The sequence below is a fragment of the Streptomyces sp. NPDC021356 genome, assembly GCF_040641015.1.
Classification (GTDB): Bacteria; Actinomycetota; Actinomycetes; order Streptomycetales; family Streptomycetaceae; genus Streptomyces.
This window is the reverse complement of the sequence record NZ_JBFACU010000014.1, coordinates 171,475-197,248: the sequence shown is the minus strand read 5'-3', so window position 1 is coordinate 197,248 and position 25,774 is coordinate 171,475. Positions and strand designations below refer to the sequence as shown.

The 25,774-nt window shown below is 72.7% G+C and carries 23 protein-coding genes and 1 pseudogene; 16 read left to right on the top strand and 8 right to left on the bottom strand.

Going from position 1 to position 25,774, the window contains the following annotated elements; all coding sequences use genetic code 11:
- Positions 1-105: 105 nt before the first annotated feature.
- The 10 genes from AB0G56_RS20920 to AB0G56_RS20875 all read left to right on the top strand — a co-directional run bounded on the left by AB0G56_RS20920 (position 106) and on the right by AB0G56_RS20875 (position 11,704).
- Entirely contained in the window at positions 106-1,074 is a 969-nt protein-coding gene (locus AB0G56_RS20920; protein WP_360971442.1) for a hypothetical protein, read from the top strand.
- A 352-nt stretch (positions 1,075-1,426) separates the two neighbouring features.
- Positions 1,427-2,284 (top strand): tryptophan 2,3-dioxygenase family protein, encoded by an 858-nt coding sequence (locus AB0G56_RS20915; protein WP_360971307.1) that lies wholly within the window; start codon positions 1,427-1,429, stop codon positions 2,282-2,284.
- Positions 2,277-3,491, top strand: a complete 1,215-nt coding sequence (gene kynU / locus AB0G56_RS20910; RefSeq protein ID WP_360971304.1) for a kynureninase — start codon at positions 2,277-2,279, stop codon at positions 3,489-3,491. Before AB0G56_RS20915 ends, kynU begins: the two co-directional genes overlap by 8 nt.
- A 269-nt stretch (positions 3,492-3,760) precedes the next feature.
- Positions 3,761-4,717: an alpha/beta hydrolase gene (locus AB0G56_RS20905; protein ID WP_360971301.1), complete on the top strand. Its 957-nt coding sequence runs from the start codon at positions 3,761-3,763 to the stop codon at positions 4,715-4,717.
- A gap of 344 nt (positions 4,718-5,061) precedes the next feature.
- Positions 5,062-6,111 carry an alpha/beta hydrolase gene (locus AB0G56_RS20900; RefSeq protein ID WP_360971298.1) on the top strand — a complete coding sequence of 350 codons (1,050 nt, stop codon included), beginning with the start codon at positions 5,062-5,064 and terminating at the stop codon, positions 6,109-6,111.
- A gap of 35 nt (positions 6,112-6,146) precedes the next feature.
- On the top strand, positions 6,147-7,370 hold the full coding sequence (locus AB0G56_RS20895; protein WP_360971439.1) for an acyltransferase: 1,224 nt from the start codon (positions 6,147-6,149) through the stop codon (positions 7,368-7,370).
- Positions 7,371-7,380: 10 nt separating this feature from the next.
- Complete coding sequence (locus tag AB0G56_RS20890) at positions 7,381-8,880, top strand: histidine kinase (RefSeq protein WP_360971295.1); 1,500 nt, start codon at positions 7,381-7,383, stop codon at positions 8,878-8,880.
- A complete protein-coding gene (locus AB0G56_RS20885; RefSeq protein ID WP_360971292.1) occupies positions 8,877-9,551 on the top strand; it encodes a response regulator transcription factor in 675 nt (224 codons plus the stop codon). Before AB0G56_RS20890 ends, AB0G56_RS20885 begins: the two co-directional genes overlap by 4 nt.
- 135 nt (positions 9,552-9,686) lie before the next feature.
- Positions 9,687-11,033 (top strand): histidine kinase, encoded by a 1,347-nt coding sequence (locus tag AB0G56_RS20880; protein WP_360971289.1) that lies wholly within the window; start codon positions 9,687-9,689, stop codon positions 11,031-11,033.
- Complete coding sequence (locus AB0G56_RS20875; protein ID WP_360971287.1) at positions 11,030-11,704, top strand: response regulator transcription factor; 675 nt, start codon at positions 11,030-11,032, stop codon at positions 11,702-11,704. Before AB0G56_RS20880 ends, AB0G56_RS20875 begins: the two co-directional genes overlap by 4 nt.
- Here the strand turns inward: AB0G56_RS20875 and AB0G56_RS20870 are convergent.
- Entirely contained in the window at positions 11,674-12,105 is a 432-nt protein-coding gene (locus tag AB0G56_RS20870) for an ATP-binding protein (RefSeq protein WP_360971284.1), read from the bottom strand. The two genes, AB0G56_RS20875 and AB0G56_RS20870, sit on opposite strands and share 31 nt — an antisense overlap.
- A gap of 237 nt (positions 12,106-12,342) precedes the next feature.
- Between AB0G56_RS20870 and AB0G56_RS20865 the strand changes: the two genes are divergently transcribed.
- Positions 12,343-13,194, top strand: coding sequence for a helix-turn-helix transcriptional regulator (locus AB0G56_RS20865; RefSeq protein ID WP_360971282.1), 852 nt, complete (start codon positions 12,343-12,345; stop codon positions 13,192-13,194).
- Positions 13,194-13,382, top strand: coding sequence for a DUF397 domain-containing protein (locus AB0G56_RS20860; protein WP_360971279.1), 189 nt, complete (start codon positions 13,194-13,196; stop codon positions 13,380-13,382). The genes AB0G56_RS20865 and AB0G56_RS20860 overlap by 1 nt, the downstream gene beginning before the upstream one ends.
- 20 nt (positions 13,383-13,402) lie before the next feature.
- Here AB0G56_RS20860 and AB0G56_RS20855 read toward each other — a convergent pair whose 3' ends face one another.
- Positions 13,403-14,302, bottom strand: coding sequence for a LysR family transcriptional regulator (locus AB0G56_RS20855; protein ID WP_360971277.1), 900 nt, complete (start codon positions 14,300-14,302; stop codon positions 13,403-13,405).
- Between the two features lie 119 nt (positions 14,303-14,421).
- Here AB0G56_RS20855 and AB0G56_RS20850 point away from each other — a divergent pair, with 119 nt between their 5' ends.
- The 3 genes from AB0G56_RS20850 to AB0G56_RS20840 all read left to right on the top strand — a co-directional run bounded on the left by AB0G56_RS20850 (position 14,422) and on the right by AB0G56_RS20840 (position 17,424).
- Positions 14,422-15,450, top strand: a complete 1,029-nt coding sequence (locus tag AB0G56_RS20850; protein ID WP_360971274.1) for a putative sulfate exporter family transporter — start codon at positions 14,422-14,424, stop codon at positions 15,448-15,450.
- Between the two features lie 62 nt (positions 15,451-15,512).
- Positions 15,513-16,733: a cytochrome P450 gene (locus tag AB0G56_RS20845; RefSeq protein WP_360971272.1), complete on the top strand. Its 1,221-nt coding sequence runs from the start codon at positions 15,513-15,515 to the stop codon at positions 16,731-16,733.
- Between the two features lie 85 nt (positions 16,734-16,818).
- Positions 16,819-17,424: a Uma2 family endonuclease gene (locus tag AB0G56_RS20840; protein ID WP_360971269.1), complete on the top strand. Its 606-nt coding sequence runs from the start codon at positions 16,819-16,821 to the stop codon at positions 17,422-17,424.
- Between the two features lie 11 nt (positions 17,425-17,435).
- Here AB0G56_RS20840 and AB0G56_RS20835 read toward each other — a convergent pair.
- A pseudogene (locus AB0G56_RS20835) lies at positions 17,436-17,624 on the bottom strand (ABC transporter permease); the annotation flags it as partial.
- 108 nt (positions 17,625-17,732) lie between these two features.
- Entirely contained in the window at positions 17,733-18,611 is an 879-nt protein-coding gene (locus tag AB0G56_RS20830; RefSeq protein WP_360971266.1) for a diacylglycerol kinase family protein, read from the bottom strand.
- Between the two features lie 195 nt (positions 18,612-18,806).
- Between AB0G56_RS20830 and AB0G56_RS20825 the strand changes: the two genes are divergently transcribed.
- Positions 18,807-20,090 carry an adenylosuccinate synthase gene (locus AB0G56_RS20825; protein ID WP_360971263.1) on the top strand — a complete coding sequence of 428 codons (1,284 nt, stop codon included), beginning with the start codon at positions 18,807-18,809 and terminating at the stop codon, positions 20,088-20,090.
- 121 nt (positions 20,091-20,211) lie between these two features.
- On the opposite strand, the gene AB0G56_RS20820 is transcribed toward AB0G56_RS20825, so the two are convergent.
- The 4 genes from AB0G56_RS20820 to AB0G56_RS20805 form a co-directional block, all read right to left on the bottom strand.
- The gene (locus AB0G56_RS20820) at positions 20,212-20,862 is read right to left on the bottom strand and encodes a hypothetical protein (RefSeq protein WP_360971260.1); all 651 of its coding nucleotides are present in this window, start codon (positions 20,860-20,862) and stop codon (positions 20,212-20,214) included.
- 57 nt (positions 20,863-20,919) lie between these two features.
- Positions 20,920-23,436 carry a dolichyl-phosphate beta-glucosyltransferase gene (locus AB0G56_RS20815; RefSeq protein ID WP_360971257.1) on the bottom strand — a complete coding sequence of 839 codons (2,517 nt, stop codon included), beginning with the start codon at positions 23,434-23,436 and terminating at the stop codon, positions 20,920-20,922.
- The gene (locus tag AB0G56_RS20810) at positions 23,433-24,179 is read right to left on the bottom strand and encodes a GntR family transcriptional regulator (RefSeq protein ID WP_360971254.1); all 747 of its coding nucleotides are present in this window, start codon (positions 24,177-24,179) and stop codon (positions 23,433-23,435) included. The genes AB0G56_RS20815 and AB0G56_RS20810 overlap by 4 nt, the downstream gene beginning before the upstream one ends.
- Positions 24,180-24,364: 185 nt before the next feature.
- Positions 24,365-25,747: an aspartate aminotransferase family protein gene (locus AB0G56_RS20805; RefSeq protein ID WP_360971251.1), complete on the bottom strand. Its 1,383-nt coding sequence runs from the start codon at positions 25,745-25,747 to the stop codon at positions 24,365-24,367.
- Positions 25,748-25,774 lie beyond the last annotated feature (27 nt).

Here is a 25,774-nt window from a genome sequence, read left to right as displayed (position 1 = left end):
CGCTCCCGTCACGTGCGGCCCGCGACGGGCGCGGTGAGTGGCGGCCGTGGTGCCGCGCGGCGCGCGAGATCCCTGCTCGTGGCGGCGCTGGTCACGGCCGCCGCCCTGACCGCGCTCGGCGGCGGGACCGCGCAGGCGCGGGGCGGGCACCCGGTGCCCGGCCCCCTGCGGAACGCGGCGCCCGCCGAGGCGTACTGCGACGTCCCCGCCGACCGGGACATCGCCGTGACGCGCAAGGTCTACGAGGTGGGCCAGCGCATGAACGTGTCCGACAAGGTGATGCTCGCCGGTTTCGAGACCGGCTGGGTCGAGTCGCGGATGAACAACCTGGCGTGCGGGGACCGGGACTCCCTCGGCGTCTTCCAGCAGCGGCCCTCGCAGGGCTGGGGGACCCCCGAGCAGATCCTCGACGTCGACTACGCGGCGGGCAAGTTCTTCGAGGTCGCCCAGCAGATGGAACCCGGCATGGAGGGCAGCACCGCCGGGCAGCTCGCCCAGGCCGTACAGCGGTCGGCGTACCCGGACCGCTACGACCAGGCGGAGGACGTCGCCCGGCGGATGCGGGACGAGGCGTTCTGGCCCTACGGCACGATCGGCGCGAAGTACGCGAGCCTGGGCGGCGCGGACGGCGTCGTCGGTCCTCCGCTGCGCGCCGAGGCGGACGCCTCCCTCGGCGGGCGCTTCCAGGAGTTCCGCAACGGCATCATCCTGTGGCACCCGGACGTGGCCTACTGGGTCCACGGCGACATCCTGACCAGTTTCTGGGCGACGGACGCGGAGCGCCGCTGGGGCTTCCCCACGATGGACGAGGCCGACGGCGCGCAGGCGCCCGACGGCACCCGGGGCCGCTACCAGTTCTTCGAACGGGGCCTGTTCCTCTGGTCGCCGCAGACCGGGACGCACATCGTCCACGACGCGATCTACGACGCCTTCCACGCGGCCGGACACGAGGCCGTGCTCGGCTACCCGGTCACCGACGAGGTGGACGAGGACGGTGGCGGCCGGGCCCAGCGGTTCCAGCAGGGCACGATCCACTGGAACCCGACCAAGGGCACCTGGATCACCCACGACTGATCCACGTCTGATCCGCGTCTGACCCACGACTGATCCTCGTCTGACCTGCCACTGATCCACGGCTGAACCACGACTGATCCTCGTCTGACCTGCCACTGATCCACGGCCGTTCCACGGCTGATCCACGGCTGATCCACGAATGACCCGCGACTGACCCGTGGGTGCTTACCGGGGGTGCCTACCGGGGGTGCTTTCCAGGTGTTCTCCGGCACCGGGCCGGCCGGGGCGGGTGCCGCCCCGGCCGGCCTTGCGATCTGTGCCGATGCTGCGGAGGATGCGGGTGGGGACCGGGGCCCCCGTGCCGGCATCGGCAGGGGCGGACCGCTACCCGGAGTACATGCAGGAGACAGCGATGTCCCAACAGGCTCACCCGATGCCCGGGCCCGCCGAGGCAGCTGAGCCCGAGACCCCGCATCTCGACTTCGAAGGCACGACGCCGTACGAGGACTACGTCAGGGCGGACGTGCTCACCCATCTCCAGCACACCCTCTCCGACGATCCCGGAGAGATGGTCTTCCTGGTCACGACCCAGGTCATGGAGCTGTGGTTCACCGTCATCGTCCACGAGTGGGAGACCGCGGCCCGTGCGCTGCGCGCGGACGACGTCCCGACCGCGACCGCCGCGCTCAAGCGGTCCGTACGGGAACTGGAGGCGCTGAACGCCTCCTGGAAGCCACTCGGGCAGCTCACGCCCGCCCAGTTCAACAGCTACCGCAGCGCCCTCGGGGAGGGGTCCGGCTTCCAGTCGGCGATGTACCGGCGCATGGAGTTCCTGCTCGGCGAGAAGTCCGCGTCGATGCTCGTCCCGCACCGCGGCGCGCCCCGCGTCCACGCGGAACTGGAGAAGGCGCTGCACGAGCCGAGCCTCTACGACGAGGTCCTGCGGCTGCTCGCCCGGCGCGGGCACGCCGTCCCGGACGCCGTCCTGCACCGTGACGTGGCGCTGCGCTACAAGCCGTCGGACGAGGTGGAGGCCGTCTGGACGGCGCTCTACGCCGGTGACCCGGCCGACGACCTGGCCCGCCTCGGCGAGGCACTGACGGACGTGGCCGAGCTGGTGTGGCGATGGCGCAACGACCACCTGGTCGCCACCCGGCGCGCGATGGGCTCCAAGCCGGGCACGGGCGGCTCCGCCGGGGTGGCCTGGCTGGAGAAGCGCGCGCAGAACAACGTCTTCCCCGAGCTGTGGACGGCGAGGTCCCATGTCTGAGCTTCTGAGCAGGGCGGAGGCGCTGGACGCCGCGGACGAGCTGGGCGCGTTGCGGGACCGGTTCGTGCTCGACGAGGTCGTCTACCTGGACGGGAACTCGCTGGGCGCGCTTCCGGCGCACGTCGCGGACCGGGTCGCGGACGTCGTGCGCCGCCAGTGGGGCGAGCTGCGCATCCGCTCCTGGGAGGAGAGCGGCTGGTGGACCGCGCCCGAGCGGATTGGCGACCGGATCGCCCCGCTGGTCGGGGCGGCACCGGGCCAGGTCGTGGTGGGCGACTCGACGAGCGTCAACGTCTTCAAGGCGCTGGTGGCGGCGGTGCGGATGGCCCGCGAGCCTGGCGGCGGGGAGGCCGGTGGCCCTCGCGACGAGATCCTGGTCGACGCGACGACGTTCCCCACGGACGGGTACATCGCGGGTTCCGCCGCCCGGATGACCGGTTGCACCCTGCGTCCCGTGGCGCCGGACGAGGTCCCCGGGGCCCTCTCCTCCCGTACCGCCGCGGTCCTGCTGAACCACGTCGACTACCGCACCGGCCGCCTGCACGCCCTGCCGGCCCTGACGGCCGCGGTGCACGGGGCCGGGGCGTACGCCGTCTGGGACCTGTGCCACAGCGCGGGCGCCCTGCCGGTCGGGCTGGACGAGCACGGCGTCGACCTTGCGGTCGGGTGCACGTACAAGTACCTCAACGGCGGCCCCGGGTCACCGGCGTTCCTGTACGTGCGCCGTGGCCTCCAGGACCGCTTCGACTCCCCGCTGCCCGGCTGGAACTCGCACGCCGAGCCCTTCGGTATGCGCCCGGAGTACGAACCGGCGCGGGGCGCCCCGCGGGGCCGTGTCGGCACGCCGGACATCCTCTCGCTGCTCGCCCTGGAGGCCTCCCTCGACGTCTGGGACGGGGTGCCGATCGAGGCGGTGCGGGCCAAGTCCCTGGCGCTGACGGACTTCTTCCTGGAGTGCGTCGCCGCGTACGTCCCCGCCGGACGCGTGGAGTCCGTGACTCCGGCCGCGCACGGGCAGCGGGGCAGCCAGGTGGCCCTGCGGTGCCCGGACGCCAGGGCCGTGATGAAGCGGCTGATCGAACGCGGTGTGGTCGGCGACTTCCGCCACCCGGACGTCCTGCGCTTCGGCTTCACACCGCTCTACGTCGGGTTCGGCGACGTGGAACGGGCGGCGCGGGTGCTGGCGGCGGTGCTCGGCGAGGGGTAGGCGAGGGGTAGGCGAGGGGGTAGGGGGCCGGCGGTAGGCGGCCAGTGCAGGCCAGGTGCGGGCCAGGTGGGGGCCGCTCCGGTCGCCCGGGGCGGAGGCGTGCCCGTCGCCTCCGCCCCGGGACCCGCACCAGAAGGGGTTCACCGAGCGTGACGTCCGCGTGTCGGCGCACGTCACCGGCCTGATACCGTCCCGGCCAACGGCCGAACCGATCCCTCGTCCGTCCAATCTGTCCCGTCAATTCCGTTCCTTCGCTGAGAGGTTGGAGCATGCCGGACGCCGCCGCACCCTGCGCTGCCGCAGAACCGGAGAACCCCGCCGGCGGTGCCGCCGCCGCGCGTGCCGCGGCGGAGGAGGAGGCCGTCCTCTCGCACCCGGCCGTCGATCCGGACGCCACCGCCGCGTACGGCGACCACCCCGACCAGGTGATCGACTTCTACGCCCCGCGCGGGGCCCCGGCGGACCCCGGTCCCGTGCCGCTCGTCGTGGTCCTGCACGGCGGGGCCTGGCGGGCACCGTACGACCGCCGCCACATCACCCCGTTCGCGGGCTTCCTCGCGGGCCGGGGCTTCGCCGTGGCCAACGTGGAGTACCGGCGCGGCGCCTCCTCCGCCTCCTCCCCCTCGTCTGTCGCGGACGGAGGCCAGGAGGGCGTGGCTCCGGTGGCGGGCCGCTGGCCGGAGACCTTCGACGACGTGGCGGCGGCGCTCGACGCGCTGCCCGCGCTCGTACGGGAGGCACTTCCGCGGGCGGACGTCCGGCGCATGGTGCTCACCGGCCACTCGGCGGGCGGCCAGCTGGCCCTGTGGGCGGCGGCGCGCCACGTGCTGCCCGCCGACGCGCCCTGGCGCACCGACCGCCCGGCCCTGCTGCGCGGTGTGGTCGCCCTCGCCCCGATCGCAGACTTCGAGGTCGCGGGGAAGCTGAACGTGTGCGGCCAAGCCGCGCTGCAACTCCTGGGCGGCCCGGCGGAGTTCGAGGCACGCAGGGTATACGCCGACCCGTCTCTGCTGCTGCCGACCGGCATCGCGACGACGGTGGTGCAGGGGCGTGCGGACGTGGACGTCCCGTACGCCGTGGCGGAGTCCTATACGGAGGCGGCGGCGAAGGCCGGGGAGGTGGTGGGTCTGACCCTGCTGGAGGAGGTCGGTCACTTCCCGCTGATCGACCCGGCCGCGGACGCCTGCGCGGTGGTGGCGGAGGAGATCGCACAGCTGGCGTGGTGATCCGGGGAGACGGGAGCGCGTGGGGCGGTCCCGGTCGCTTCGGCCCGGCCGCTCGGGTCGTGTTGCTTCAGTCCGGCCGCTCGGGTCGTCTCGCTTCAGCCTGCCGCTCGCGGGGTGGTCGCTTCAGCCTGCCGCCCGGGTCGTGGTCGCTTCAGCCTGCCACCCGGGTAACTGCCGCTCGGGTGCTGTCGCTGGTGCTGTCGCACGGGTCCTGTCATACCCGTAATACCTGAGAGCTACGGCCGAGAACAGCTCTGCGGCGGGACGCGAACGACGTCCCCGGATCCGTAATTTCCCTTCCAGGCGAGCCCGGCGAGCGGGCCCGACGGAGGGGGACGCGGGCCATGGGGCTTGAGCGGACGAAGGGTGCGACTGCACCACGCGAGGCGGCGAAGGGTGCGACTGCACCACGCGAGGCGGCGAAGGGCCGTCCGGCGCACCGATGGCGTCGCGCCTTCCTCGCCGTCCTCGTCATCGCGGCGGTGGTCGTGCCGCTGTCGGCGGCGGCCCGTCCCTGGACCCCCGCCCCGGCCCCGGCGGTGCTCGCCGCTCCGACGCGGGCCACATTGGCCGCGGCCTACGCGGCCAACCGGGCCAACGCCGCACAGGCCTCCCGCATGGCCGCCGCCCACGGCGACCCGCACCGCGCGGCCGTCGAGCGGGAACTGGCATCGCCCTCCCGGCAGTTGCTCACCTTCGACGGGCGCGGCCCGGGCCGGGCCACCGAGGTCGTCGGCGACCTGGCGCACGCGGACCGCGTCGCGGTCCTGGTCCCCGGGTCCGACACCTCACTCGACACCTACGACCGTTTCCGGGCGGGCGCGCAGGCCCTGTTCCGCGAGCTGACCCGCCAGGCACCGCCCACCGCCCACCCGGCGGTCGTCGCCTGGCTCGGCTACGAGACGCCGGGCACCGTCAGCACCACCGTCCTCACCACCGGCCGCGCCGAGCAGGCGGCCCCGCACCTGAGACAGCTGGTGCACGATCTGCGGGCGGTCGTCGGCGCGGCGCCCGGCCGGTCACCGCACCTCACGCTGGTGTGCCACTCCTACGGTTCGGTGGTCTGCGGCCGGGCCGCCGCCGGCCTGGCCGTGAGCGACATCGCCCTGATCGGCAGCCCCGGCACCGGCGCCGGCTCCGTGGCCGCGCTGCACACGCCGGCCCGCGTGTGGGCGGCCCGCGGCGCCGACGACTGGGTGGCACACGTACCGCACGTGCGGGCCGACCTGTTCGGCACGACCGTCGGCTTCGGCACCGACCCCATGGACCCGGCCTTCGGCGCCCGCGTCTTCCGCGCCGGAAAAGGCGGCCACAGCGCCTACTTCACCCCCGGGTCCCCGTCCCTGACCAACCTGGCCCGGATCGTCCTGGGCACCCCGAAGGAGCTGCGGTGACCGACCGAACCCGTGGCGCGCGGCAGGCGAGAGCCGTGCGCGTCCACGCACCCGCGCTCGCCCGGATACGGGCGGCGGCCCACCGCATCGACGCCGCGACCCCGTCCGGGAGGGACCGGTCGGTGGACGCGCTCCGGGCGTTCGCCATCCTCGGCGTGGTCCTGGGCCACTGGCTGGTGACGGCGCTGGTCGCGGGCGCCCACACCGGCTCCCACGCGACGCTGCACACCGCGAGCCCCCTGCACTTCATGCCCTGGCTGACTCCGGTCTCCTGGGTCTTCCAGACCCTCGCCGTGTTCTTCCTGGTCGGCGGCCATGTGGCCACTCGGAGCTACGCCTCGGCGCAGGCCCGTGGCACCACCTACCGGAGGTGGCTGCGCGCCCGGCTGTCCCGCCTGTTCAAGCCGGCCGCGGCCGTACTGGCCCTCTGGACCACCGCTGCGGTCGCGCTCCTGCTGACCGGCGCGGACCCGAACACGGTTCGCACCCTCGTCAAGCTGGCCCTGTCGCCCATGTGGTTCCTCCTGGTCTTCGCCGCACTGACGGCCGCGACCCCGCTGCTGACCCGGCTCAATCCGCTGTGGCCGCTGGCCGTCGTCCTGCACGTGGACCTCCTTCGATTCGGGCTCGGCGCACCGGGCTGGCTCGGCTGGCTGAACCTGCCGGCCGGCTGGCTCGTGCCGTTCACCCTCGGCGCGGCCTGGACCCGCGGCGAACTGGACCGCCGCCGCGCGGGCTGGCTGCTGCTGACCGGCGGTGCGGCGGCCACGGCCGCGCTGGTCGCCTGGGCCGGGTACCCGGCGTCGATGGTCGGCGTCCCGGGTGAGGCGGTCTCCAACCTCGATCCGCCGACCCTGGCCGTCGTCACCTTCGGCCTGGCGCAGTGCGGCCTGGCCCTCCTGCTGCGGGACCGGCTCGCCCACGCGATGCGCCGCCCGTGGGCCTGGGCGGCGGTGGCCCTGGTCAACCTCTCCGCCATGACGATCTTCCTGTGGCACCAGACCGCGCTGATGGCGACCACTGCCACAGGCCTCCTGGCGGGCCGCCTCCCCGGCCTGCACACCCTCCCCGACGGCCTGGGCTGGGTGGCGGCCCGCCTGGCCTGGCTGCCCGTCTTCGCCCTGGCCCTGGCCGTCTGCTGGGCGGCCTTCCGCGGCTTCGAACACGGCCCGCGCCGCCCCGCGAACCGGCCGTCCCGGGTGGTGCGGGTACACCGGGGCGAGCGCAGGGCGGCACAGCGAAGGCCACACGGTGTCTAGGGTGGGCGGCGTGCTCCGACGCCTCCGTACGACACTCGGCGACCGCCCCTCGCCGCTGTCCCCGCCCCTGTCGAAGTACCGGTGGCTGCGGGGACTGGCCTACCTCGTCGTCCTCTGGCTCGCCGTGTTCCTGCCGCTGGAAGGCGGCCAGGACATCGCCCACAACTACCGGCTCACCGCGCAAGTGGGTCTCGCCGCCGGACTCGCCCAGGCCACGGCGGTCGTCCTGGCGCTGTGGCGGCCGGTTCCCGCCTGGTTGCTGTCGCTGAGCGCCGTGGTGGTCACCGCGTTGCTCGGCCGGGACTCCCTCGGCCTGGCCGGTCAGGGCCTGGCGCATCCGGTCCCGGCTCCTGTCGCAAGCCAGGTGCCGGGGGTGTCGGACGGGCCGAGCTGGCCGTGGACCACACCGGAGATGGCGGTGCACATCGCCGTCCTGGTCCTGCTCGCGCTGCGCGTGCCCGCGAGCCGCGCGGTCGCGGCACTGCTGGTCACCGGCCTGGCGACATACGGGCTGGAAGGCGTCCTCGGCGCCGAGCGCTTCACCGGGACCGGGCTGGCCGCCTTCGCCCTGTTCGCGGTGGCCGTCCTCGTCGGCAGCGTGCTGCGCGGCCTGCGCGAGACGCGCACCCAGCTCGTCGAGCAGACGACGATCACGGCAGAGGAACGGGCCCGCCGCACCCTCCTGGAGGAACGCAGCCGCATCGCCCGGGAACTGCACGACGTGGTCGCCCACCACATGTCGGTCATCTCCATCCAGGCGCAGGTCGCCCCGCACCTGACGCAGGACCCGTCCGACGAGCTGAAGGAGAACCTGGCCGGCATCCGGCAGAACGCCCTGGAGGCGCTCGCCGAACTGCGCCGGGTCCTCGGCGTGCTGCGCTCCGCCCACCCCGACGACTTCCACGGGCTCGGCGAGTCCGGGACCGGTGCCGCGCCGCAGACACCGCAGCCCACTCTGGACCGCCTCGACGCCCTCGTGGAGAACACCCGCACGGCGGGGCTGGCTGTCACCATGGACGTCAAGGACACCCGGCAGACGTCGCAGCCCTACCCGCCGGGCGTGGAGCTGTCGGCGTACCGCATCGTGCAGGAGGGGCTGAGCAACGCCCTCAGACACGCGCCGGGTTCGACGGTCCGGGTCGAGGTCACCCACGTCCCCGACGGCCTGTACCTGAGCGTCGTCAACTCCCGTCCGCAGCGCCCGGTCCTGCCGTCCCCGGGTGCCGGACACGGCCTGCTCGGCATGCGGGAACGGGCGGGGATGCTGGGCGGTCACGTCAGGGCGGCCAGGACCCTGCACGGCGGCTTCGCCGTCTCCGCGTTCCTGCCCCGCGACGGCAAGGCCCCGCTCGCCGCCCCGGTCCCGCCGGGGGCCCCCGCCCTGCCCGTCGTCTACACCGACCCGGCCGCCCTGCCCGTCGTGTACCTCGAGCCACCGGCCCCGCCCGCCACGGCCGAGGACACACCCGCCCCCGGCCCACAACCTGCGACAGGAGAACAGACCCCATGAGCAGCGGCACCATCCGCGTCCTCATCGCCGACGACCAGCAGATGGTCCGGCAGGGCTTCACCGTGCTGCTCAACACCCAGCCGGACATCGAGGTGATCGGCCAGGCCGTGGACGGTCTCGACGCCGTCGCCAAGGTCACCGAACTGGTCCCCGACGTCGTCCTCATGGACATCCGCATGCCCGAGATGAGCGGTATCGAGGCCACCCGCCGCGTCACCGCGGGGACGCCCGGCACGAAGGTGCTGGTGCTGACCACGTTCGATCTCGACGAGTACGTGTACGAGGCGCTGTGCGCCGGCGCGTCCGGGTTCCTGCTGAAGGACGCCTCCGCCGATCAGCTGGCCGAGGCGGTCCGGGTGATCGCGGCCGGTGACGCCCTGCTGGCGCCGGGGATCACCCGTCGGCTGATCGCCGAGTTCTCCCGGATGAACGGCAGACCCCGTACCCCCCTGAAGGCCCGCGTCGGTGTCCTCACCGAGCGGGAGACGGAGGTGCTCGCCCTGATCGCCCAGGGCCTGTCCAACGCGGAGATCGCCGAGCACCTCGTCGTCGCCGAGCAGACGGTGAAGACCCATGTCGGCCGCATCCTGGTGAAACTGGGCCTGAGGGACCGCACCCAGGCGGCGGTGTTCGCCTACGAGTCGGGGTTGGTCCGTCCCTCGGGGTACTGACGTGCGTTCCGATGTGCGTTCCCGCGTGCGTTCCCGCGTGGGGCCGGGCCGTACCCGTAGTACCTGAGGGGGAGGCCGCAGGACCCCTCTCAAAGGGGACGACCGCGACCCGGGCCGGCGCCTACCGTTTTCATCGTGACCGAGACGACCCAGACGCAGACGGCGCCGGACGGCGCGTTCAGCCCGTACAAGCCCCGCAGCCCCGAGTACCGGCTGGCGGCCAACGCGCTGCGCGGGCTGCGCGAGGACCTGTTCCACGGCGCCTCCGTGTACCGCCCGCTGCCTCCCATGAGCACCGAGGGCCCACTGGTCGGCCGGCTCCCGGGCCGGATCCGGGAGTACGTCGCCTGGACGCCGCACGGCCTGGTGGCGGCCGTCGGCGTGCTGACCATGATCGCGGCCTGGCTGGGCGCCCAGGGCAGCGTGACCGCCCCGCTCTACGCGCTCGCGGTCCTGGCCCCGCCGCTGGTGACCCTGAGCCGTCCCGCCCTGGCCTTCTGGCTGGCCCTGGCCGCGACCGCGGGCACGTCGATCGTCTCCGGCAGCTGGGGCCTGTGGCCCTGGCAGCCCGAGAACTTCATCTCCTACCTGACCGTGCTCACGGTCGTGGCGATCCGCACCCGGCCGCGCACGGCGGCGTGGATGTGGCTGATCACCGCCCTCTACTGTTCCGCGGCCGAGGCCGTGCTCGGCTACCACTTCGAGAACAACTCCGGACCGATGCTGCTGGTGTCGGCATTCGTCCTGCTGGGCGTCACCGTCTGGCACATACGCAGGGAGGCCGAGCAGACGGTCAGCGCCCAGCAGACGGTCACCGCGCACGAGAGGTCCCGCCGCACCCTGCTGGAGGAGCGCACCACCATCGCCCGCGAGCTGCACGACGTGGTGGCGCACCACATGTCCGTGGTCGCCATCCAGGCGGAGGCCGCCCCCTACCGGGTCCAGGATCCGCCGCCGGAGCTGGAGAAGGCGTTCGCCACGATCCGGGTGAACGCGGTGGCGGCCCTGACCGAGCTGCGCCGTGTCCTGGGCGTCGTCCGCGCCGAGGACTACGAGGCTCCGGAGGCCCCGCAGCCCACCCTCGCCGACCTGGACACGCTGCTGGCGAACGTGCGGGAGGCGGGCCTGAGCGTGGAGAAGGTGCGGACCGGCGCGGTGCGCGAACTCCCGCCGGGTGTGGAGCTGTCGGCGTACCGGATCGTCCAGGAGGCCCTGAGCAACAGTCTGCGGCACGCGCCGGGCGCGACGGCCCGCGTAGAGGTCTCCTACGTGCTGGGCGGTCTCGGACTGCGGATCGTCAACGGTCCGATGCCGGAGGCGTACCTGGTGAAGCCCTCGCCCGGCGCCGGGCACGGCATCACCGGGATGCGGGAGCGGGTGTCGATGCTGAACGGCGAGATGACGGCCGGGCCGGCGGACGGCGGCGGCTACGAGGTGGCGGTGTTCCTTCCCGTCACCGCACCGACCGGGGACGACGCATGACGGGGCGCACGATCCGTGTACTGATCGCGGACGACCAGATGATGGTGCGCGAGGGCTTCTCCGTCCTGCTCAACGCCATGCCGGACATCGAGGTCGTCGGCGAGGCGGTCAACGGCCGGGAGGCGGTCGCGAAGGTCCGCGAGCTGTCCCCGGACGTCGTCCTGATGGACATCCGCATGCCCGAGCTGAACGGCATCGAGGCGACGAGGGAGATAGTCGCCGGGGACGGCGCGTCGAAGGTGCTGGTGCTGACCACCTTCGACCTCGACGAGTACGTGTACCAGGCGCTGCGGGCGGGAGCGGCCGGGTTCCTCCTCAAGGACGCCTCGGCTCGGCAACTCGCCGACGGTGTGCGGGTGGTGGCGGCCGGCGAGGCGCTGCTGGCCCCCTCGGTCACCCGGCGGCTCATCACGGAGTTCTCCCGGATGTCCGAGCCGCCGCGCCCGCCCTCCGGTGCGCAGTCGGCGTACGGGGACCTGACCGAGCGGGAGACGGAGGTGCTGGTCCTGATCGCGCAGGGCCTGTCGAACGCGGAGATAGCCGAGCGGCTGGTGGTCGCCGAGTCGACGATCAAAACCCATGTGAGCAGGGTCCTGGTGAAGCTGGGTCTGCGGGACCGTACGCAGGCGGCGGTGTTCGCCTACGAGGCGCGGCTGGTGAGACCGGGCTGACCGGTCAGCTCGCACCATACGTACTTGCCACGGTTGCCGAACCTGGAGAGAGGATGCCATCCCCACACGTCCGCACAGGCCCGGACCAGTCCGAGCCCCCGGCCGGCCTCGTCGTCGGCGAGGTCCGCCAACCGCCCGGGTGCGTCGGGTGGTTCGGGGTCCGCGTCCCACGCCCCGATCCGCAACACCGTGCCCGACCAGCGCACCCGCAGAGCGGCAGGCCCCTTGGTGTGCAGCACGGCGTTGGTGATCAGCTCCGTGGCGAGCAGTTCGGCGACGTCGACGAGGCGGATCAGCCCGTGCATGGTGAGGATCAGACGGAGGGTGCGGCGGCTGATGGTGACGGCGCGGGGGTCGTTGGGGATGTAGAGGGAGTACTCCCAGGGTTCGTTTCCGGGCATGCGTGGACTCCGTTCGAAGAGGTGAGGTGAGGAGAGGGGCGGCCGGCCTCCGGGCAGTGGCATTGCCGCACCCGTCCTGGCAGGACGGAGCGGTGCGCTTCCGGTGCCCCGGGGTTCCGCAGGGTGTGCGTCGCGTCACCGACGGTATTTCCTAGTCTTAGGAAAGTGCAACCTGTTGTCGTATTCTGGCGCTCGAACGAGGGAAGCTCGCACAGGAGTTGAAGCAAGGAGGCCCAGGTGCCGCCGAAGAGGCATCTCACCGCTCGACGCGTGAGGCTGGGCGCTGAGCTGCGCAAACTGCGAGAGGCTACGGGCATGACGGCCCGGGAGGCCGCAGAGCTGCTGGAGGCCGACGCCGTCCAGATGAGCCAGATCGAGTCCGGCACCGTGGGTGTGAGCGCCAAACGCGTGCGCCGCCTGGCGGCCAACTACGCCTGTGAGGACTCCGCGTTGATCGAAGCGCTCGTCGCGATGGCGACCGACCGCACGCGGGGATGGTGGGAGGAGTACCGGGACGTACTTCCCCTGGTGTTCCTGGACGGTGCCGAGGCCGAGCACCATGCGGCGTTCCTTCGCGAGGTGGTGATCCACTACGTCCCCGGGTTGCTGCAGACCGCCGACTACTCGCGCTCTGTGTTCACCTACACGCGCCCCGAGCTGGCCGAGAGCGAGGTCGCTCTGCGTGTGGAACACCGGTTGAAACGCCGTGCTGTGATCGAGCGGGAGCCTCCGACTCCGTACGAGACGATCGTGCACGAGTTCGCTCTGCGGGTACATGTGGCTGACCGACGGGCCTCGCTCGCTCAACTGCGGTTCATCCTGGACAAGATCGAGGCGGGCCAGGCCACCGTGCGTGTCATCCCGATCGAGCGCGAAGGCTTCGCAGGCGCCGGGGCCTCCATGCTGTACTTGGGAGGCCCGGTCCCCCAGCTGGACACAGCACTTCGGGATGCTCCGACCGGGGTGGCGTACATCGATGCGCAGCCTCAACTGGAACAACTGCGAAAGCTCTTCAAGAGAGTGCACGCGGCGTCACTGGACCCCACGGCGTCGCGCGACTTGATCCTCCGACTGACCAAGGAGCTGTAATGCACTGGCGCAAGTCCACCTACTCCGGAGGCGGCGACGGCGACGCCTGTGTCGAGATCGCCTCGTTCTCCACCCAGGTAGCCGTCCGCGACTCCAAGGCCCCGGCCCGCGGCGTCCTCTCCGTCCCTGCCCCTTCCTTCGCCGCGTTCGTCGAGGCCGTGAAGCGGAACCCCCGGCCCGCCGGGTGACGCGCGCCCCGGAGGCGGACTCAGCGGGGGCGGGACGCGAGGGTCAGGAGGTCGGCGGCCGGGCCCACCAGTGACCGGCCGGCCGGCCACACCGCGCGCAGGGAGCGGCGCAGTTCCACGCCCTCGACGTGGACGGGGGCGAGGCGGCCGTCGGCGACGTCGGTCCGTACCGCCAGTTCGCTGATCACCGCCGGTCCGGTTCCGGCGATCACCGCGCCGCGTACGGCGGTCGCCGAGCCCAGTTCCAGGACCGGGCGGGCTTCTTCCGCGCCTGCCCGGCGCAGGGCCTGTTCCAGGGCGATCCGGGTGCCCGAACCCCGTTCGCGGACGACGAGGGGGGTGGCGGCCAGTTCGTGCGTGGTCAGGGGGGAGCGGCGCCGGGCCCAGGGGTGGGTGGGCGCGACCACGACGAGCAGCCGGTCGGTGGCCACCGTCCTGCTGTGCAGGCCCCGCGGCACGCGCGGCGACTCGATGAACCCGATCTCGGCCTCACCGCCGTGCAGCAGTTCGGGAACGTGCTCGCTGTTGGTGACGTGAAGGCCGACGTGCAGGTCGGGGTGGGTGGTGCAGAGTTCGCTGATCCACTCGGGGACCAGGTGCTCGGCCACGGTCATGCTCGCGGCGATCCTCAGTGTGGCGTCGAGCCGGCCGCGCTGCGCCTCGACGCTGGTCATCAACGCCGCCAGTTCGTCGAGGACGCGCTGGGCCCGCCCGGCGACCACCTGTCCGTCGGCCGTCAGCCGGGAGCCGCGCCGGGTGCGGTCGACGAGGGGCAGGCCCAGTCTGCGTTCCAGCGCCGACAGCCGCTTGCTGGCGGACGGCTGGGTGATGCCCAGCTCCCCGGCGGCCCGGCCGAGACTGCCCAGCTCTCCGACGAGCACCAGCAGCCGCAGCGACTCGACGTCCGGGGGAGCATTCATGGTCTCAGCATACGGACGGAACCGGTGCCAGTCAGTGGGCCCGGTCATGCCCCACGGCTATGACCTTCCCCTGAACAGTGGGCTACCGGCCTGGTCAGAGGCTGTCCACAGTGAAGATCATGAAAGACGTCAAGTGCGCACCGGGGCTGCTGCTCGCCGTTGCCGTGGCCGGGGCGGCGACCGTGGTGGGCGGTTGGTTGCCCGTCGTCGGAGGTCCGGTCTCCGGCGTGGTCATCGGCGTGCTGGTGGCAGCGGTGCGGCGGCCGGGCGAGCGGTTGCGGCCGGGGATCGCCACCGCGAGCCGGTTCGTCCTGCAACTCGCGGTGGTCATCCTCGGGTGCCAGCTCTCGCTGGCGCGGGTCGTGGAGGTCGGCGGCGGTTCGCTGCCGGTGATGGTGGGTTCGCTCGCCGCCTGCCTGGGGGCCGCGTACCTGGTGGGCCGCAGACTGGGCATCGGCGGTGACCTGCGGACCCTCATCGGGGTGGGCACCGGGATCTGCGGCGCGTCCGCCATCGCCGCGGTCACCCCGGTGATCGGGGCCGCCAGTGCCGAGGTCGCCTACGCGATCTCGACGATCTTCCTGTTCAACATCTCGGCGGTGCTCCTCTTCCCGTTCCTCGGCCATCTGCTGGGCCTGAGCCAGCACGCCTTCGGGCTGTTCGCGGGCACCGCGGTCAACGACATGTCCTCGGTGGTCGCCTCGGCCACCACCTACGGTGACGAGGCCGGCCAGTACGCGGTCGTCGTGAAGCTGACCCGGACGCTGCTCATCATCCCCGTCTGTCTGGGACTGGCCGCGCTGGCCAGGCGCCGCGCCGCGGTCACCGCCGCGGGCACGGCTCACCCTGCGCAGAGGACCAGTGGTGCCCCGCGCCCGAACGTCTTCGCCCTCGTGCCCTGGTTCCTCGTCGGCTTCCTGCTGACCGCCCTGGCCAACACCGTCGGACTCGTCCCGGCCGCGGCGCACCACGGCCTGAACACGCTCTCCGTCTTCCTCATCACGGTGGCCCTCTCCGCGATCGGCCTGTCGACCGACCTCGGCGGCCTGCGCCGCGCCGGTCCCCGGCCCCTGATCCTGGGCGCCGTCCTGTGGGGCGTGGTGACGGTCACCTCCCTCGCCCTGCAGTTCGTCACCGCCTCCTGGTGAGCCGTCGTGCGTCTCCCGTACGGGGGTGGGCACGGGCAGGCGGGACGTCCTATCGTCCGTCCATGACGGCTGCATCCGACCTCGCGTTCGACCCGTGGGACCCGGCGTTCGTCGCCGACCCGTACCCCGCCTACGCCGAGCTGCGCGCCCGGGGCCGGGTGCTCTACTACGAGCCCAGCGACCAGTGGCTGGTCCCGCACCACGCGGACGTGTCGGCGCTGCTGCGGGACAGGCGGCTGGGCCGGACCTACCAGCACCGGTTCACGCACGAGGACTTCGGCCGCACCCCGCCCCCGCCGGAGCACGAGCCGTTCCACGTCCTCAACGACCACGGGATGCTCGACCTGGAACCGCCGGACCACACCAGGATCCGGCGCCTGGTGTCGAAGGCGTTCACCCCGCGGACGGTGGAGCGCCTGAAGCCGTACGTCCACCGGCTGGCGGACGAACTCGTCGCCGGGCTCGTGCAGACGGGCGGCGGCGACCTGCTGGCGGACGTCGCCGAGCCGCTGCCGGTCGCGGTGATCGCGGAGATGCTGGGCATCCCGGAGCGCGACCGCGACCTGCTGCGTCCCTGGTCGGCGGCGATCTGCGGGATGTACGAGCTGAACCCGTCCGAACAGACGGCGGTGAAGGCGGTGCGGGCGTCGGCGGAGTTCTCGCAGTACCTGCGGGAACTGATCGCGGCCCGCCGCGCCGAGCCGGGAGAGGACCTGATCTCCGGGCTGATCGCGGCCCACGACGAGGGCGACCGGCTCACGGAACAGGAGATGGTCTCCACGGCCGTCCTGCTCCTCAACGCCGGTCACGAGGCCACGGTGAACGCGACGGCCAACGGCTGGTGGGCCCTGTTCCGCAACCCCGACCAGTTGGCGGCGCTGCGCGCGGACCACTCCCTGGTCCCGTCCGCCGTCGAGGAACTGATGCGCTACGACACGCCGTTGCAGCTCTTCGAGCGGTGGGTGCTGGACGAGATCGAGATCGACGGCACGACGATCCCGAGGGGAGCGGAGATCGCCCTGCTCTTCGGCTCGGCCAACCACGACCCGGAGGTGTTCAACGCGCCCGACCGTCTGGACCTCACCCGCCGCGACAACCCCCACATCTCCTTCAGCGCGGGCATCCACTACTGCATCGGCGCACCCCTGGCCCGCATCGAGCTGGCCGCCTCCATGACGGCCCTCCTGGAACAGGCCCCGTCCCTGCGCCTGACGGCGGAACCGCGGCGCAGACCGAACTTCGTGATGCGCGGCCTGGAGGGGTTGGGCGTGGAGGTGGGGTGATCACCCGTCCGGCTGATCACGGCGAGGAACCCCCGCGCTGGTGATCGAACGCCCGCCAAGCTGGTGTGCGCCTGCGGAGGGCACCATGACGGTCATGGCAGAGCGCACGTCGCAGAGGTCCCAGATGTCGGTGGAGGAATTCGAGCTGATCGCCCGGTTCGCGGCCACGGAGACCGACGACGCCGTCAGGTTCGAGTTCATCGACGGACGGATCGGGGTCAAGAAGGTGACGAACGGCAGCCACGGTGAGATCGCCATGTGGTTGGCTTTCCGGTGCAAGGAGGCACGGCCCGACCTCACCCTCAACACAACGGGCCAGGGGGTGAAGGTCGAGGCGTACCGGAAGGGGCGTGTCCGGCCCGACGGGGCGCTTGCGCCTGTGGGCTATTTCAACGGACAGGGCGACTGGGCCAACCCGGACGGCGTGCTGATGGCGGTTGAGATCACGTCGTACGACTCGGACACCCCCAGCCGCGACCGGGTGGAGAAGCCCCGGACCTACGGTGAGGCGGGCATCCCGGTTCACCTGCTGATCGACCGTGACAGCCGCTCGGTCCTTGTGCACTCCGAGCCGGACCTCGACCGCGGGTACCGGACGATTCACATGGTTGCGCTCGGCGACAAGGCCGTCCTCCCCGCTCCCGTCGGTATCGAACTCGACACCGAGGACCTGAAGCAGTACATGGACTGACGCGCCCGTCCTCAGCCGGTCAGATCCCGCCGCCGAACCCCCGCCAACCCCCCGCCCACCAGCACCGCCGCCACCCCCAGCAGCACCGCCACCGGGCCCCACCCCGGTTCGCCGCCCGGCAGCTTCGGCAGGTGGCCGTAGGGGGAGAGGTCCAGCACCGCGCGGGGCAGGTCCAGCGCCGGGCCGATCCAGCCGACGAGCCCACGGGTATCAGGGGCGCGTCACCAAGTCGTTCGGCGAGAAGTTGTACATCCCGGAGCCCTTCGGCTGCACGCTGGTCACCGACGGCTTCCACCCGCCCGCCGGGCTCAGGCCTGGCGGGGCACCACCAGCCCCCAAGCCCCCTCCCGCACCGTCCACGTCCGGGTCCGCACCGGGCCGGAGACCACCGCGTCCGCGCGGTAGCGGAAGTGGGCACCCGAGACGGTCACCGCGCGGCCCTCGGCCAGCAGGGGGGAGGCCTCCGCGCCGGGACCCGACAGTGGCCGGACCTCCACCTCGGCGAGGCCGCGGGCGCCCGGGACGACCGACACCGCCTCCACCGGCTGGTCCAGGTCCACCACGGCCACCCCGTCGACCTCCACGCGGAGCCGGGAGGGTGCGGGGACGGTGTCGGCTGCCGTCCGGGGCGGGCGGGCCACCAGCGTCCGTACGAGCGACTGGCAGGTCCGCAGCCAGTCGCGGCCCGCCCCCGCGCCCGCCGCCGCCCCCGCGCCGAGCGCCGGCGCATCCGCCGGAGCCTCCCGCAGCCCCAGGGGCGGGATGTGCAGCGCGCCCAGCACCACCCCGTCGCTGTCGTCGGCGAGCAGGTCGAGGCGGCGTACGGCACCGTCGAGCACCGCCCGCGCCGCCGCCACCGTCCCCGTCGGCACGCCCAGCGAGCGGGCCAGGTGCACGACACCCCCGACCGGCACGACCGACAGCACGCATCCGGCCAGCTCCCGCCGCTGGTGCAGCACGGTCACCGCCCGCAGCAGCGCGCGGTCGTCACCGACCACCACCGGCCGCCGGGAGCCGCGCCGCGCCAGCGCGCGGGCGAATTCCTCCGGCCCGTCCGGCAGGCACACCTTCGTGGCGGCACCCGCGCTGAGCACGTCTTTCGCGATCCGTACGGACTCCCCGTCGGTCCGCCGGGCGACCGGGTCGATGACCACGAGCAGCGGATCGGACGTCGGATAGGTCGCCACCTCGGTCCTGCCTCGCTTCCTCGGGTAGCATCTTTGTGCAAGAGCCCCTTGCGCTATTGCGCCAGGGGCTTCGTCTATTCCGGGGCATCCGGTCCGACGGTTGCGCGGCCGAAGACGGTCGCACGGTGCACGCGGCGGTGAACCCGCGTACGCCCCTGACCTTGGACATGCCCCGCCCGGAAGGGGTGTACGCGCGTGCCCGCACTTGTGCTGCTCGGTGCTCAGTGGGGTGACGAGGGCAAGGGAAAGGCCACCGACCTGCTCGGTGGCTCCGTGGACTATGTGGTGCGTTACCAGGGCGGCAACAATGCCGGCCACACGGTCGTCGTCGGCGACCAGAAGTATGCACTGCACCTCCTCCCTTCCGGAATCCTGTCGCCCGGTTGTACGCCCGTCATCGGAAACGGCGTCGTCGTCGACCCGTCGGTCCTGCTCTCCGAGCTGAGCGGTCTGAACGAGCGCGGCGTTGACACGTCGAAGCTCCTGATCAGCGGAAACGCGCACATCATCACGCCGTACAACGTGACCGTCGACAAGGTGACGGAACGCTTCCTCGGCAAGCGCAAGATCGGCACCACCGGCCGCGGTATCGGCCCGACCTACGCCGACAAGATCAACCGCGTCGGCATCCGGGTCCAGGACCTGTACGACCAGTCGATCCTGACCCAGAAGGTCGAGGCGGCCCTCGACGCCAAGAACCAGATCCTCACCAAGCTCTACAACCGGCGCGCGATCGCCGTGGACCAGGTGGTCGAGGAGCTGCTGGGCTACGCGGAGCAGATCAAGCCGTACGTCGCCGACACGGTGCTGGTCCTCAACCAGGCGCTGGAGGACGACAAGGTGGTCCTCTTCGAGGGCGGCCAGGGCACGCTGCTGGACATCGACCACGGCACGTACCCCTTCGTCACCTCCTCCAACCCGACCGCGGGCGGCGCCTGCACCGGCGCCGGCGTCGGCCCGACGAAGATCAGCCGGGTCATCGGCATCCTCAAGGCCTACACGACCCGCGTCGGCTCCGGCCCGTTCCCGACCGAGCTGCTCGACGAGGACGGCGAGGCGCTGCGCCGCATCGGCGGCGAACGCGGCGTGACCACCGGCCGCGACCGCCGCTGCGGCTGGTTCGACGCGGTGATCGCCCGCTACGCCACGCGCGTCAACGGCCTCACCGACTTCTTCCTCACCAAGCTCGACGTCCTCACCGGCTGGGAGCGGATCCCGGTCTGCGTCGCCTACGAGATCGACGGCAAGCGCGTCGAGGAGCTGCCCTACTCCCAGACCGACTTCCACCACGCGAAGCCGGTGTACGAGTACCTCCCCGGCTGGCAGGAGGACATCACGAAGGCCAAGACCTTCGCCGACCTCCCGAAGAACGCACAGGCCTACGTCAAGGCCCTGGAGGAGATGTCCGGAGCCCCGATCTCCGCGATCGGCGTGGGCCCGGGCCGGGACGAGACGATCGAGATCAACTCGTTCATCTGACCGCTCGCCCGGCCGTTCGTCGGGCCGTTCGTCGGGCCGTTCCCCCTGCGGCGGCCGTCGTCCTCGTGCGACGGCCGCCCCAGGCGCGAGGGCGCAGGCACGAGGGGGCCGGCACGAAGTCCTAGCTGAAGACGATCATCGCTCCCTGCGCCAGGCTCCGCGTCGCCGCCGCGTGCAGGCCCAGCCAGACGTGGCGTTCGCGGGCGAAGGGGCTCGGGTCGTAGGGGGCCGGGGCCGCGGGCTGTTCGAGTTCCGTGGGGCCCGGCGGCGGGGCCGGGGGCGCCGGGGGGTTGGCCGGGTCGATGCCGAGGGACGGGGCGACGTGCTCCAGTTCGCGCAGCAGCGCCTGGGAGGAGCCCAGCGGGCCGCCGCCGGCGAGGAGTTCGTCGTTGGACAGGGGGTGCGGGAAGTCCACGGGGACGTAGGCGCCCGCGTGGTCGTAGTGCCAGACCAGGTGGGACTGCTGGGCCGTCGACTCGAACATCTCCAGCAACTGCTCGTAGTCACCGCCCAGTTCGTCGACCGGCGCGAGCGGCAGGCCGCAGAGCTGGAGCAGGTGGGCGCGGCGCAGGAAGTGCAGCGCGTCGTAGTCGAAGCCGGCCACCGGCGCGACGTCCCCCGACAGGCCCGGCATGTACTGGTACACCGGCACCGGCGGGAGCCCGTTCTCCGCGAGCGCCTTGTTGTACTGCGCGAGTTCCTCGGCGAACGGGTTGTCGGGGGTGTGGCACAACACGTCGACGAGCGGTACCAGCCACAGGTCGCAGGCCAAAGAGGGCTCCTCACTCAGCGCTCGGGCGATGCGCGGCGCTCGGGTGCCGCACAGCGGTCAGGGAAGCGTAGTCGGTGCGGCGAGGGTCTGTTCGGTTCGTGCCGGAAGGCTTCGTTCGTGCAGGTCCCATACCCACACCCCGCCGGTCCACTTCCCGGGGCGGCCCACCAGCCGGGTGACGGCCGTGCGCAGGGCGCCGTCGTTGGGCTGCGGGGCGAGGACGAGGACGCCCGCGTGCCAGTACGCGAAGTCCTGCCGCGCCTGGGCCCGCCGGTCGCCGTCGATGGCGGGGACGACCCCCGTGTAGCGCACGTCGCGCAGCAGGTCGGACGTGTTGCGCGGTGAGGCGCCGTAGATGCCGATGCGGTCCGGGCCCCAGGGGCCGTTGAAGTAGCCGCCGGGCAGCTTGAAGCCGAGGTGGGCGGCGGTCTGCCAGTGCAGGGCCTCGGCCGCGCCGGGATCGGGCAGGGGCACCGGGACGAGGGTCTCGCCGTCGTGGACGTACGGCTTCCACAGCCCGGCCGCGATGAACTCCGGCACCGGAACGCGGTCCACCGCCTTCAGCGGGGCGGGCACCAGCGGCAGCAGGGCCAGGGCGACGGCCAGCAGGCCCGTGTAGAAGGTGCCCAGGCTGCGGCTCTTCGCCAGGCGGGCCAGGGCGAGGGCGAGCAGCATGCCCAGCGCGGGCGCGCAGATCATCGCCACCCTGCCCTCGATGACCGACTCGAACAGCGGCAGCCGGGCGAGCAGCGCCCACGGGCCGGGGTAGACCCAGTCGGTCAGCGGCAGGCGGATCTTCTGCCCCAGGGACAGCACCGCCGCGCCGGCCGCCGTCACCGCCAGCGCCTTGACGAGGGCGTGCTCCCAGAGCCGTACGACGATGCCGAGGGCCAGCAGGAGCAGGGGCCAGCCGTAGAAGGCGTTCTGCTCGGTGGGGTTCAGGGACAGGGCGCCGGCCCGCTGCGCGTCCCCCGCGAACAGGGAGCGCTCGGCGAAGGCGAGCAGCGCCAGCGGGCTGTTGCCCGCGTTGTCGCCGTGCAGCACGCTGCCGTAGCTCTGCGCGCCCGCGAACTGCCAGTACAGCGGGTAGGCGACGAGCGGCAGGCACACCGCGGCGCCGATCAGCAGACCGCGCAAGAGCGGCCGCCAGGCCGCCTTCGCCACGTCCCGGCGCACCAGCGCGTACGCGGCGGCGAACAGCACCAGGCCGAGCGAGGCGAGCAGCAGCGGCTCCTCGCCGAGGAAGACCTGGTACGCCGTCAGCAGCCCGAGCACGATGCCGTCGCGCCGCACCCGCACGCCCTCGCACAGGCGCAGCACCCGGTCGATGATCAGCGGGATCACGAACAGGATCACGAAGTTCGGGTGGGCGTTGGCGTGGCTGACCATCGGCGGGGCGAACGCGGCCAGCGCCGCGCCGGTGAAGGCCGCGCCGCGGTGGCGTACGACGCGCTTGACGATCAGCCAGTACCAGGCGGCCGCGGTCGCGGCCAGGCCCAGCGTCATGCACAGGCTGAGCGCGGCGGCGGGGCCGAACGCCAGCGTGACGGGCGCGAAGGGCGCCGACAGGCCCAGCATGACCGTGTTGGCCATGAGGTTCACGCCGTCCGGGAAGCCCTGGAGGTCGGTGAAGAGCGGGTTGTGGAGGTGGGCGACGCTGTCGGCGGCGACCGCGAAGAACCACTCCCACTGGTTCTGGTCCTGCATGGAGTCGGGCAGGTAGCGGTGGGCGGGGTCGAAGAAGCGGCCGGAGTACAGCGCCACCGCCATCAGCAGGAACGCGGCGCCGGCCAGCAGGTCGGCGGGGCGCGCAGAGCGGGCCTTGAGCCGGGCCAGTTCGGCGAGGACACGGCCGTAGTCCAGCGGGCCGACCTTGGAGCCGGACCGGTGCGACCAGCGGACCGGGACCTCGGCGACGGGCCGGCCGGCGCGGTGGAAGTGCTGGAGGACCTCGACGTCGATGCCCCAGCCGTTGAGCCGGGAGGCGGCGAAGGCGCTGCGCGCGCTGTCCCCGTCGAAGAGTTTGAAGCCGCACTGGGTGTCGCGGATGCCGGGCACGGCGACCCGGCGTATGAGGAGGTTCCCGGCGCGGCCCAGCAGTTCGCGCACCCGGTGCTGGTGGCTGCCGATCGAGGCGCCGGGCACCGCGCGGGACCCGATCGCGGCGGCTTCGCCCTCGCCGATCGCCTCGTCGAGCCGGTCCAGTTCCTCGATGGGGGTGGCGAGGTCGGCGTCGGTGACCAGGACGCGCCGGCCGCGGGTGGCCAGCACGCCCAGGCGCAGGGCGTGGCCCTTGCCGCGGTTGCGGTCGGCGGCGACGAGCCGGATCCGCCGGTCGTGGCGGGCGGTGACGAGGGCGCCGGTGCCGTCGGTGGAGCCGTCGTCGGCGACGACGACCTCCCAGGCGCCGAAGCGGGCCTCGTTCTCGTCCAGGTAGGCGGTGACGGCGTCCAGGGTGGGGCCGAGCCGGCGCTCCTCGTTGTAGGCGGGGATGACGACCGACAGCGCGACCGGCGCTCCGGGCGGTTCGGCGGCGGACGGGCCGGCGGCGGGCACGGCGGCGTCGTCGCTCATGCGCCGGCCAGCCGGTCGACCAGGGCGAGGGAGTGCGCGTGGTAGGCGGCGACGATCGCGCGGGCCGCGGCGGTGTCACGGCCGGCCAGCGCGTCGACGAGTTCGGTGTGGCCGGTCCACAGCAGGCCGCGCAGGTCGCCCAGGCGGCGCAGCGGCTGCACCGCGCACACCCAGGACTGCACGCGTATTCGGTGCAGGAAGTCGGCGAGGTAGGGGTTGCCGAACAGACCGCTCAGCTCGCGCCAGAACCGCAGGTCGTAGCCGATCAGCACGGTCAGGTCGCCTGCGGTGGCGGCCCGCTGGGCCTCCTCGCCGCGCCGGCGCACCCCGGCGAGCGCGGCCGTCAGGCGCGCCTCCCAGAGGTCGTGCGGGGGGTGCGGGGGGTGCGGCTCGTGCGGGGGGCGCGGGGCGGGCAGGGGGGCCCGGCCGTCGAGGAGGGCCTGGAACATGCCGTCGGTGACCAGGCCGCGGGCCTCGATCATCTCCCGGTGGTCGGCCGTCGAGTACTCCCGCACCCGGAAGCCGCGGTGCTGGTCGGACTCCAGCAGGCCCTGCGCGGACAGGTCGACGAGCGCTTCGCGCACCGGGGTGGCGGACACCCCGTACTGCTCGGCGATCTCCTTCACCGTGAACTCCTGCCCCGGCTGGAGCCGCCCGGCCAGCACCTCGTCCCGGAGCGCGTCCGCGATCTGCTGCCGCAGGGTGTTGCGGGTCACGGCGCCGGTGCCGCTGATGCCGGCCATGGTCGGGGCGTCTCCCTTGCGCGTGCGGTGGCGTACTCGCCCGTGTGTCCTGCCCGTCCACGGACGTGGACGCCCACCGGGTGTGCGTCCACGTCCGTGTACGTCTACAAGCACGCCACCTTACGCGTTCGGGTTCCCCCGGCCGCCCGGTGAACCGGGCGGCCTCACCGTCGTACGACGGCCTGTCACCCGGTGTGCTCGTCGGCCGCGGACAGCGCCGCGTCCAGAGCCGCCAGGCCCTCCTTCAGCTCGGCCTCGGTCACGGTGCACGGCGGGACGACGTGGGTGCGGTTCATGTTGATGAAGGGCCACAGGCCGTGCGCCTTGGCGGTGGCGCCGAAGGCCGCCATCGGCGCGTTCGCCTCGCCGGCCGCGTTGTACGGCACCAGCGGTTCGCGACTCTCGCGGTTCTTCACCAGCTCCAGCGCCCAGAACATGCCGACGCCGCGCACGTCGCCGACGCTCGGGTGCCGCTCGGCCAGCTCGCGCAGCCCCGGCTCCACGACCTCGGTGCCGAGCCGCTTCGCGTTCTCGACGATCCCCTCCTCGGCCATCACGTTGATCGTCGCGACGGCCGCCGCGCACGCCAGCGGATGCCCGGAGTACGTCAGACCGCCGGGATAGGGGCGCTTGCCGAACGTCTGTGCGATCTCGCCGGAGATCGCCACACCGCCCAGCGGCACGTACCCCGAGTTCACACCCTTGGCGAAGGTCATCAGGTCCGGTACGACGCCCGACAGGTCCGCCGCGAACCACTCACCGGTCCGCCCGAACCCCGCCATGACCTCGTCCAGGACGAACACGATCCCGTACTTGTCGCACAGCTCGCGCACCCCGGCCAGGTATCCCGGCGGCGGCATCATGATCCCGGCCGTGCCCGGGACGGTCTCCAGGATGATCGCGGCGACGGTCGAGGGCCCCTCGAAGGCGATCGTCGTCTCCAGGTGCTCGAGCGCCCGCGCGCACTCCTGCTCCTCCGTCTCGGCGTAGAAGCGGGAGCGGTAGAGGAACGGCGCCCAGAAGCGCACGACCCCGGCCGCGCCGCTGTCGGAGGCCCAGCGGCGCGGGTCACCGGTGATGTTGATGGCCTGCTGCGTGCCGCCGTGGTACGAGCGGTACGCCGCGAGCACCTTCGGCCGGCCGGTGTGCAGCCGCGCCATCCGCACCGCGTGCTCGACCGCGTCGGCGCCGCCGTTGGTGAAGAAGATCTTGTCCAGGTCGCCGGGGGTCCGCTCGGCGATCAGCCGCGCCGCCTCCGAGCGGGCCTCGACGGCGAAGGCGGGAGCGAAGGTGGCCATGCTCGCGGCCTGCTCCTGGATCGCCGCGACGACCTTGGGGTGCTGGTAGCCGATGTTGGTGAAGACGAGCCCGCTGGCGAAGTCGAGGTAGCGCCTGCCGTCGTAGTCCCAGAAGTACGACCCTTCGGCACCGGCCACCGCCGGCGGGTCGATCAGGTCCTGCGCGGACCAGGAGTGGAACACGTGCGCGCGGTCGGCCGCCTTCACGGCGGCGCCGGCCTCGGGGTTCGGCTGGGGGGTCCGGTGGGCGGGGGAGGGCTGAGGGGTCATACGGCGAGCGTAGAGGGGCCCGCGGCG

Coding starts and splice junctions, on each gene's coding strand:
- AB0G56_RS20915 (WP_360971307.1), top strand. CDS start 1,427: ATGTCCCAACAGGCTCACCCGATGCCCGGGCCCGCCGAGGCAGCTGAG.
- kynU (WP_360971304.1), top strand. CDS start 2,277: ATGTCTGAGCTTCTGAGCAGGGCGGAGGCGCTGGACGCCGCGGACGAG.
- AB0G56_RS20905 (WP_360971301.1), top strand. CDS start 3,761: ATGCCGGACGCCGCCGCACCCTGCGCTGCCGCAGAACCGGAGAACCCC.
- AB0G56_RS20900 (WP_360971298.1), top strand. CDS start 5,062: ATGGGGCTTGAGCGGACGAAGGGTGCGACTGCACCACGCGAGGCGGCG.
- AB0G56_RS20885 (WP_360971292.1), top strand. CDS start 8,877: ATGAGCAGCGGCACCATCCGCGTCCTCATCGCCGACGACCAGCAGATG.
- AB0G56_RS20875 (WP_360971287.1), top strand. CDS start 11,030: ATGACGGGGCGCACGATCCGTGTACTGATCGCGGACGACCAGATGATG.
- AB0G56_RS20870 (WP_360971284.1), bottom strand. CDS start 12,105: ATGCCCGGAAACGAACCCTGGGAGTACTCCCTCTACATCCCCAACGAC.
- AB0G56_RS20860 (WP_360971279.1), top strand. CDS start 13,194: ATGCACTGGCGCAAGTCCACCTACTCCGGAGGCGGCGACGGCGACGCC.
- AB0G56_RS20855 (WP_360971277.1), bottom strand. CDS start 14,302: ATGAATGCTCCCCCGGACGTCGAGTCGCTGCGGCTGCTGGTGCTCGTC.
- AB0G56_RS20850 (WP_360971274.1), top strand. CDS start 14,422: ATGAAAGACGTCAAGTGCGCACCGGGGCTGCTGCTCGCCGTTGCCGTG.
- AB0G56_RS20845 (WP_360971272.1), top strand. CDS start 15,513: ATGACGGCTGCATCCGACCTCGCGTTCGACCCGTGGGACCCGGCGTTC.
- AB0G56_RS20840 (WP_360971269.1), top strand. CDS start 16,819: ATGACGGTCATGGCAGAGCGCACGTCGCAGAGGTCCCAGATGTCGGTG.
- AB0G56_RS20815 (WP_360971257.1), bottom strand. CDS start 23,436: ATGAGCGACGACGCCGCCGTGCCCGCCGCCGGCCCGTCCGCCGCCGAA.
- AB0G56_RS20810 (WP_360971254.1), bottom strand. CDS start 24,179: ATGGCCGGCATCAGCGGCACCGGCGCCGTGACCCGCAACACCCTGCGG.
- AB0G56_RS20805 (WP_360971251.1), bottom strand. CDS start 25,747: ATGACCCCTCAGCCCTCCCCCGCCCACCGGACCCCCCAGCCGAACCCC.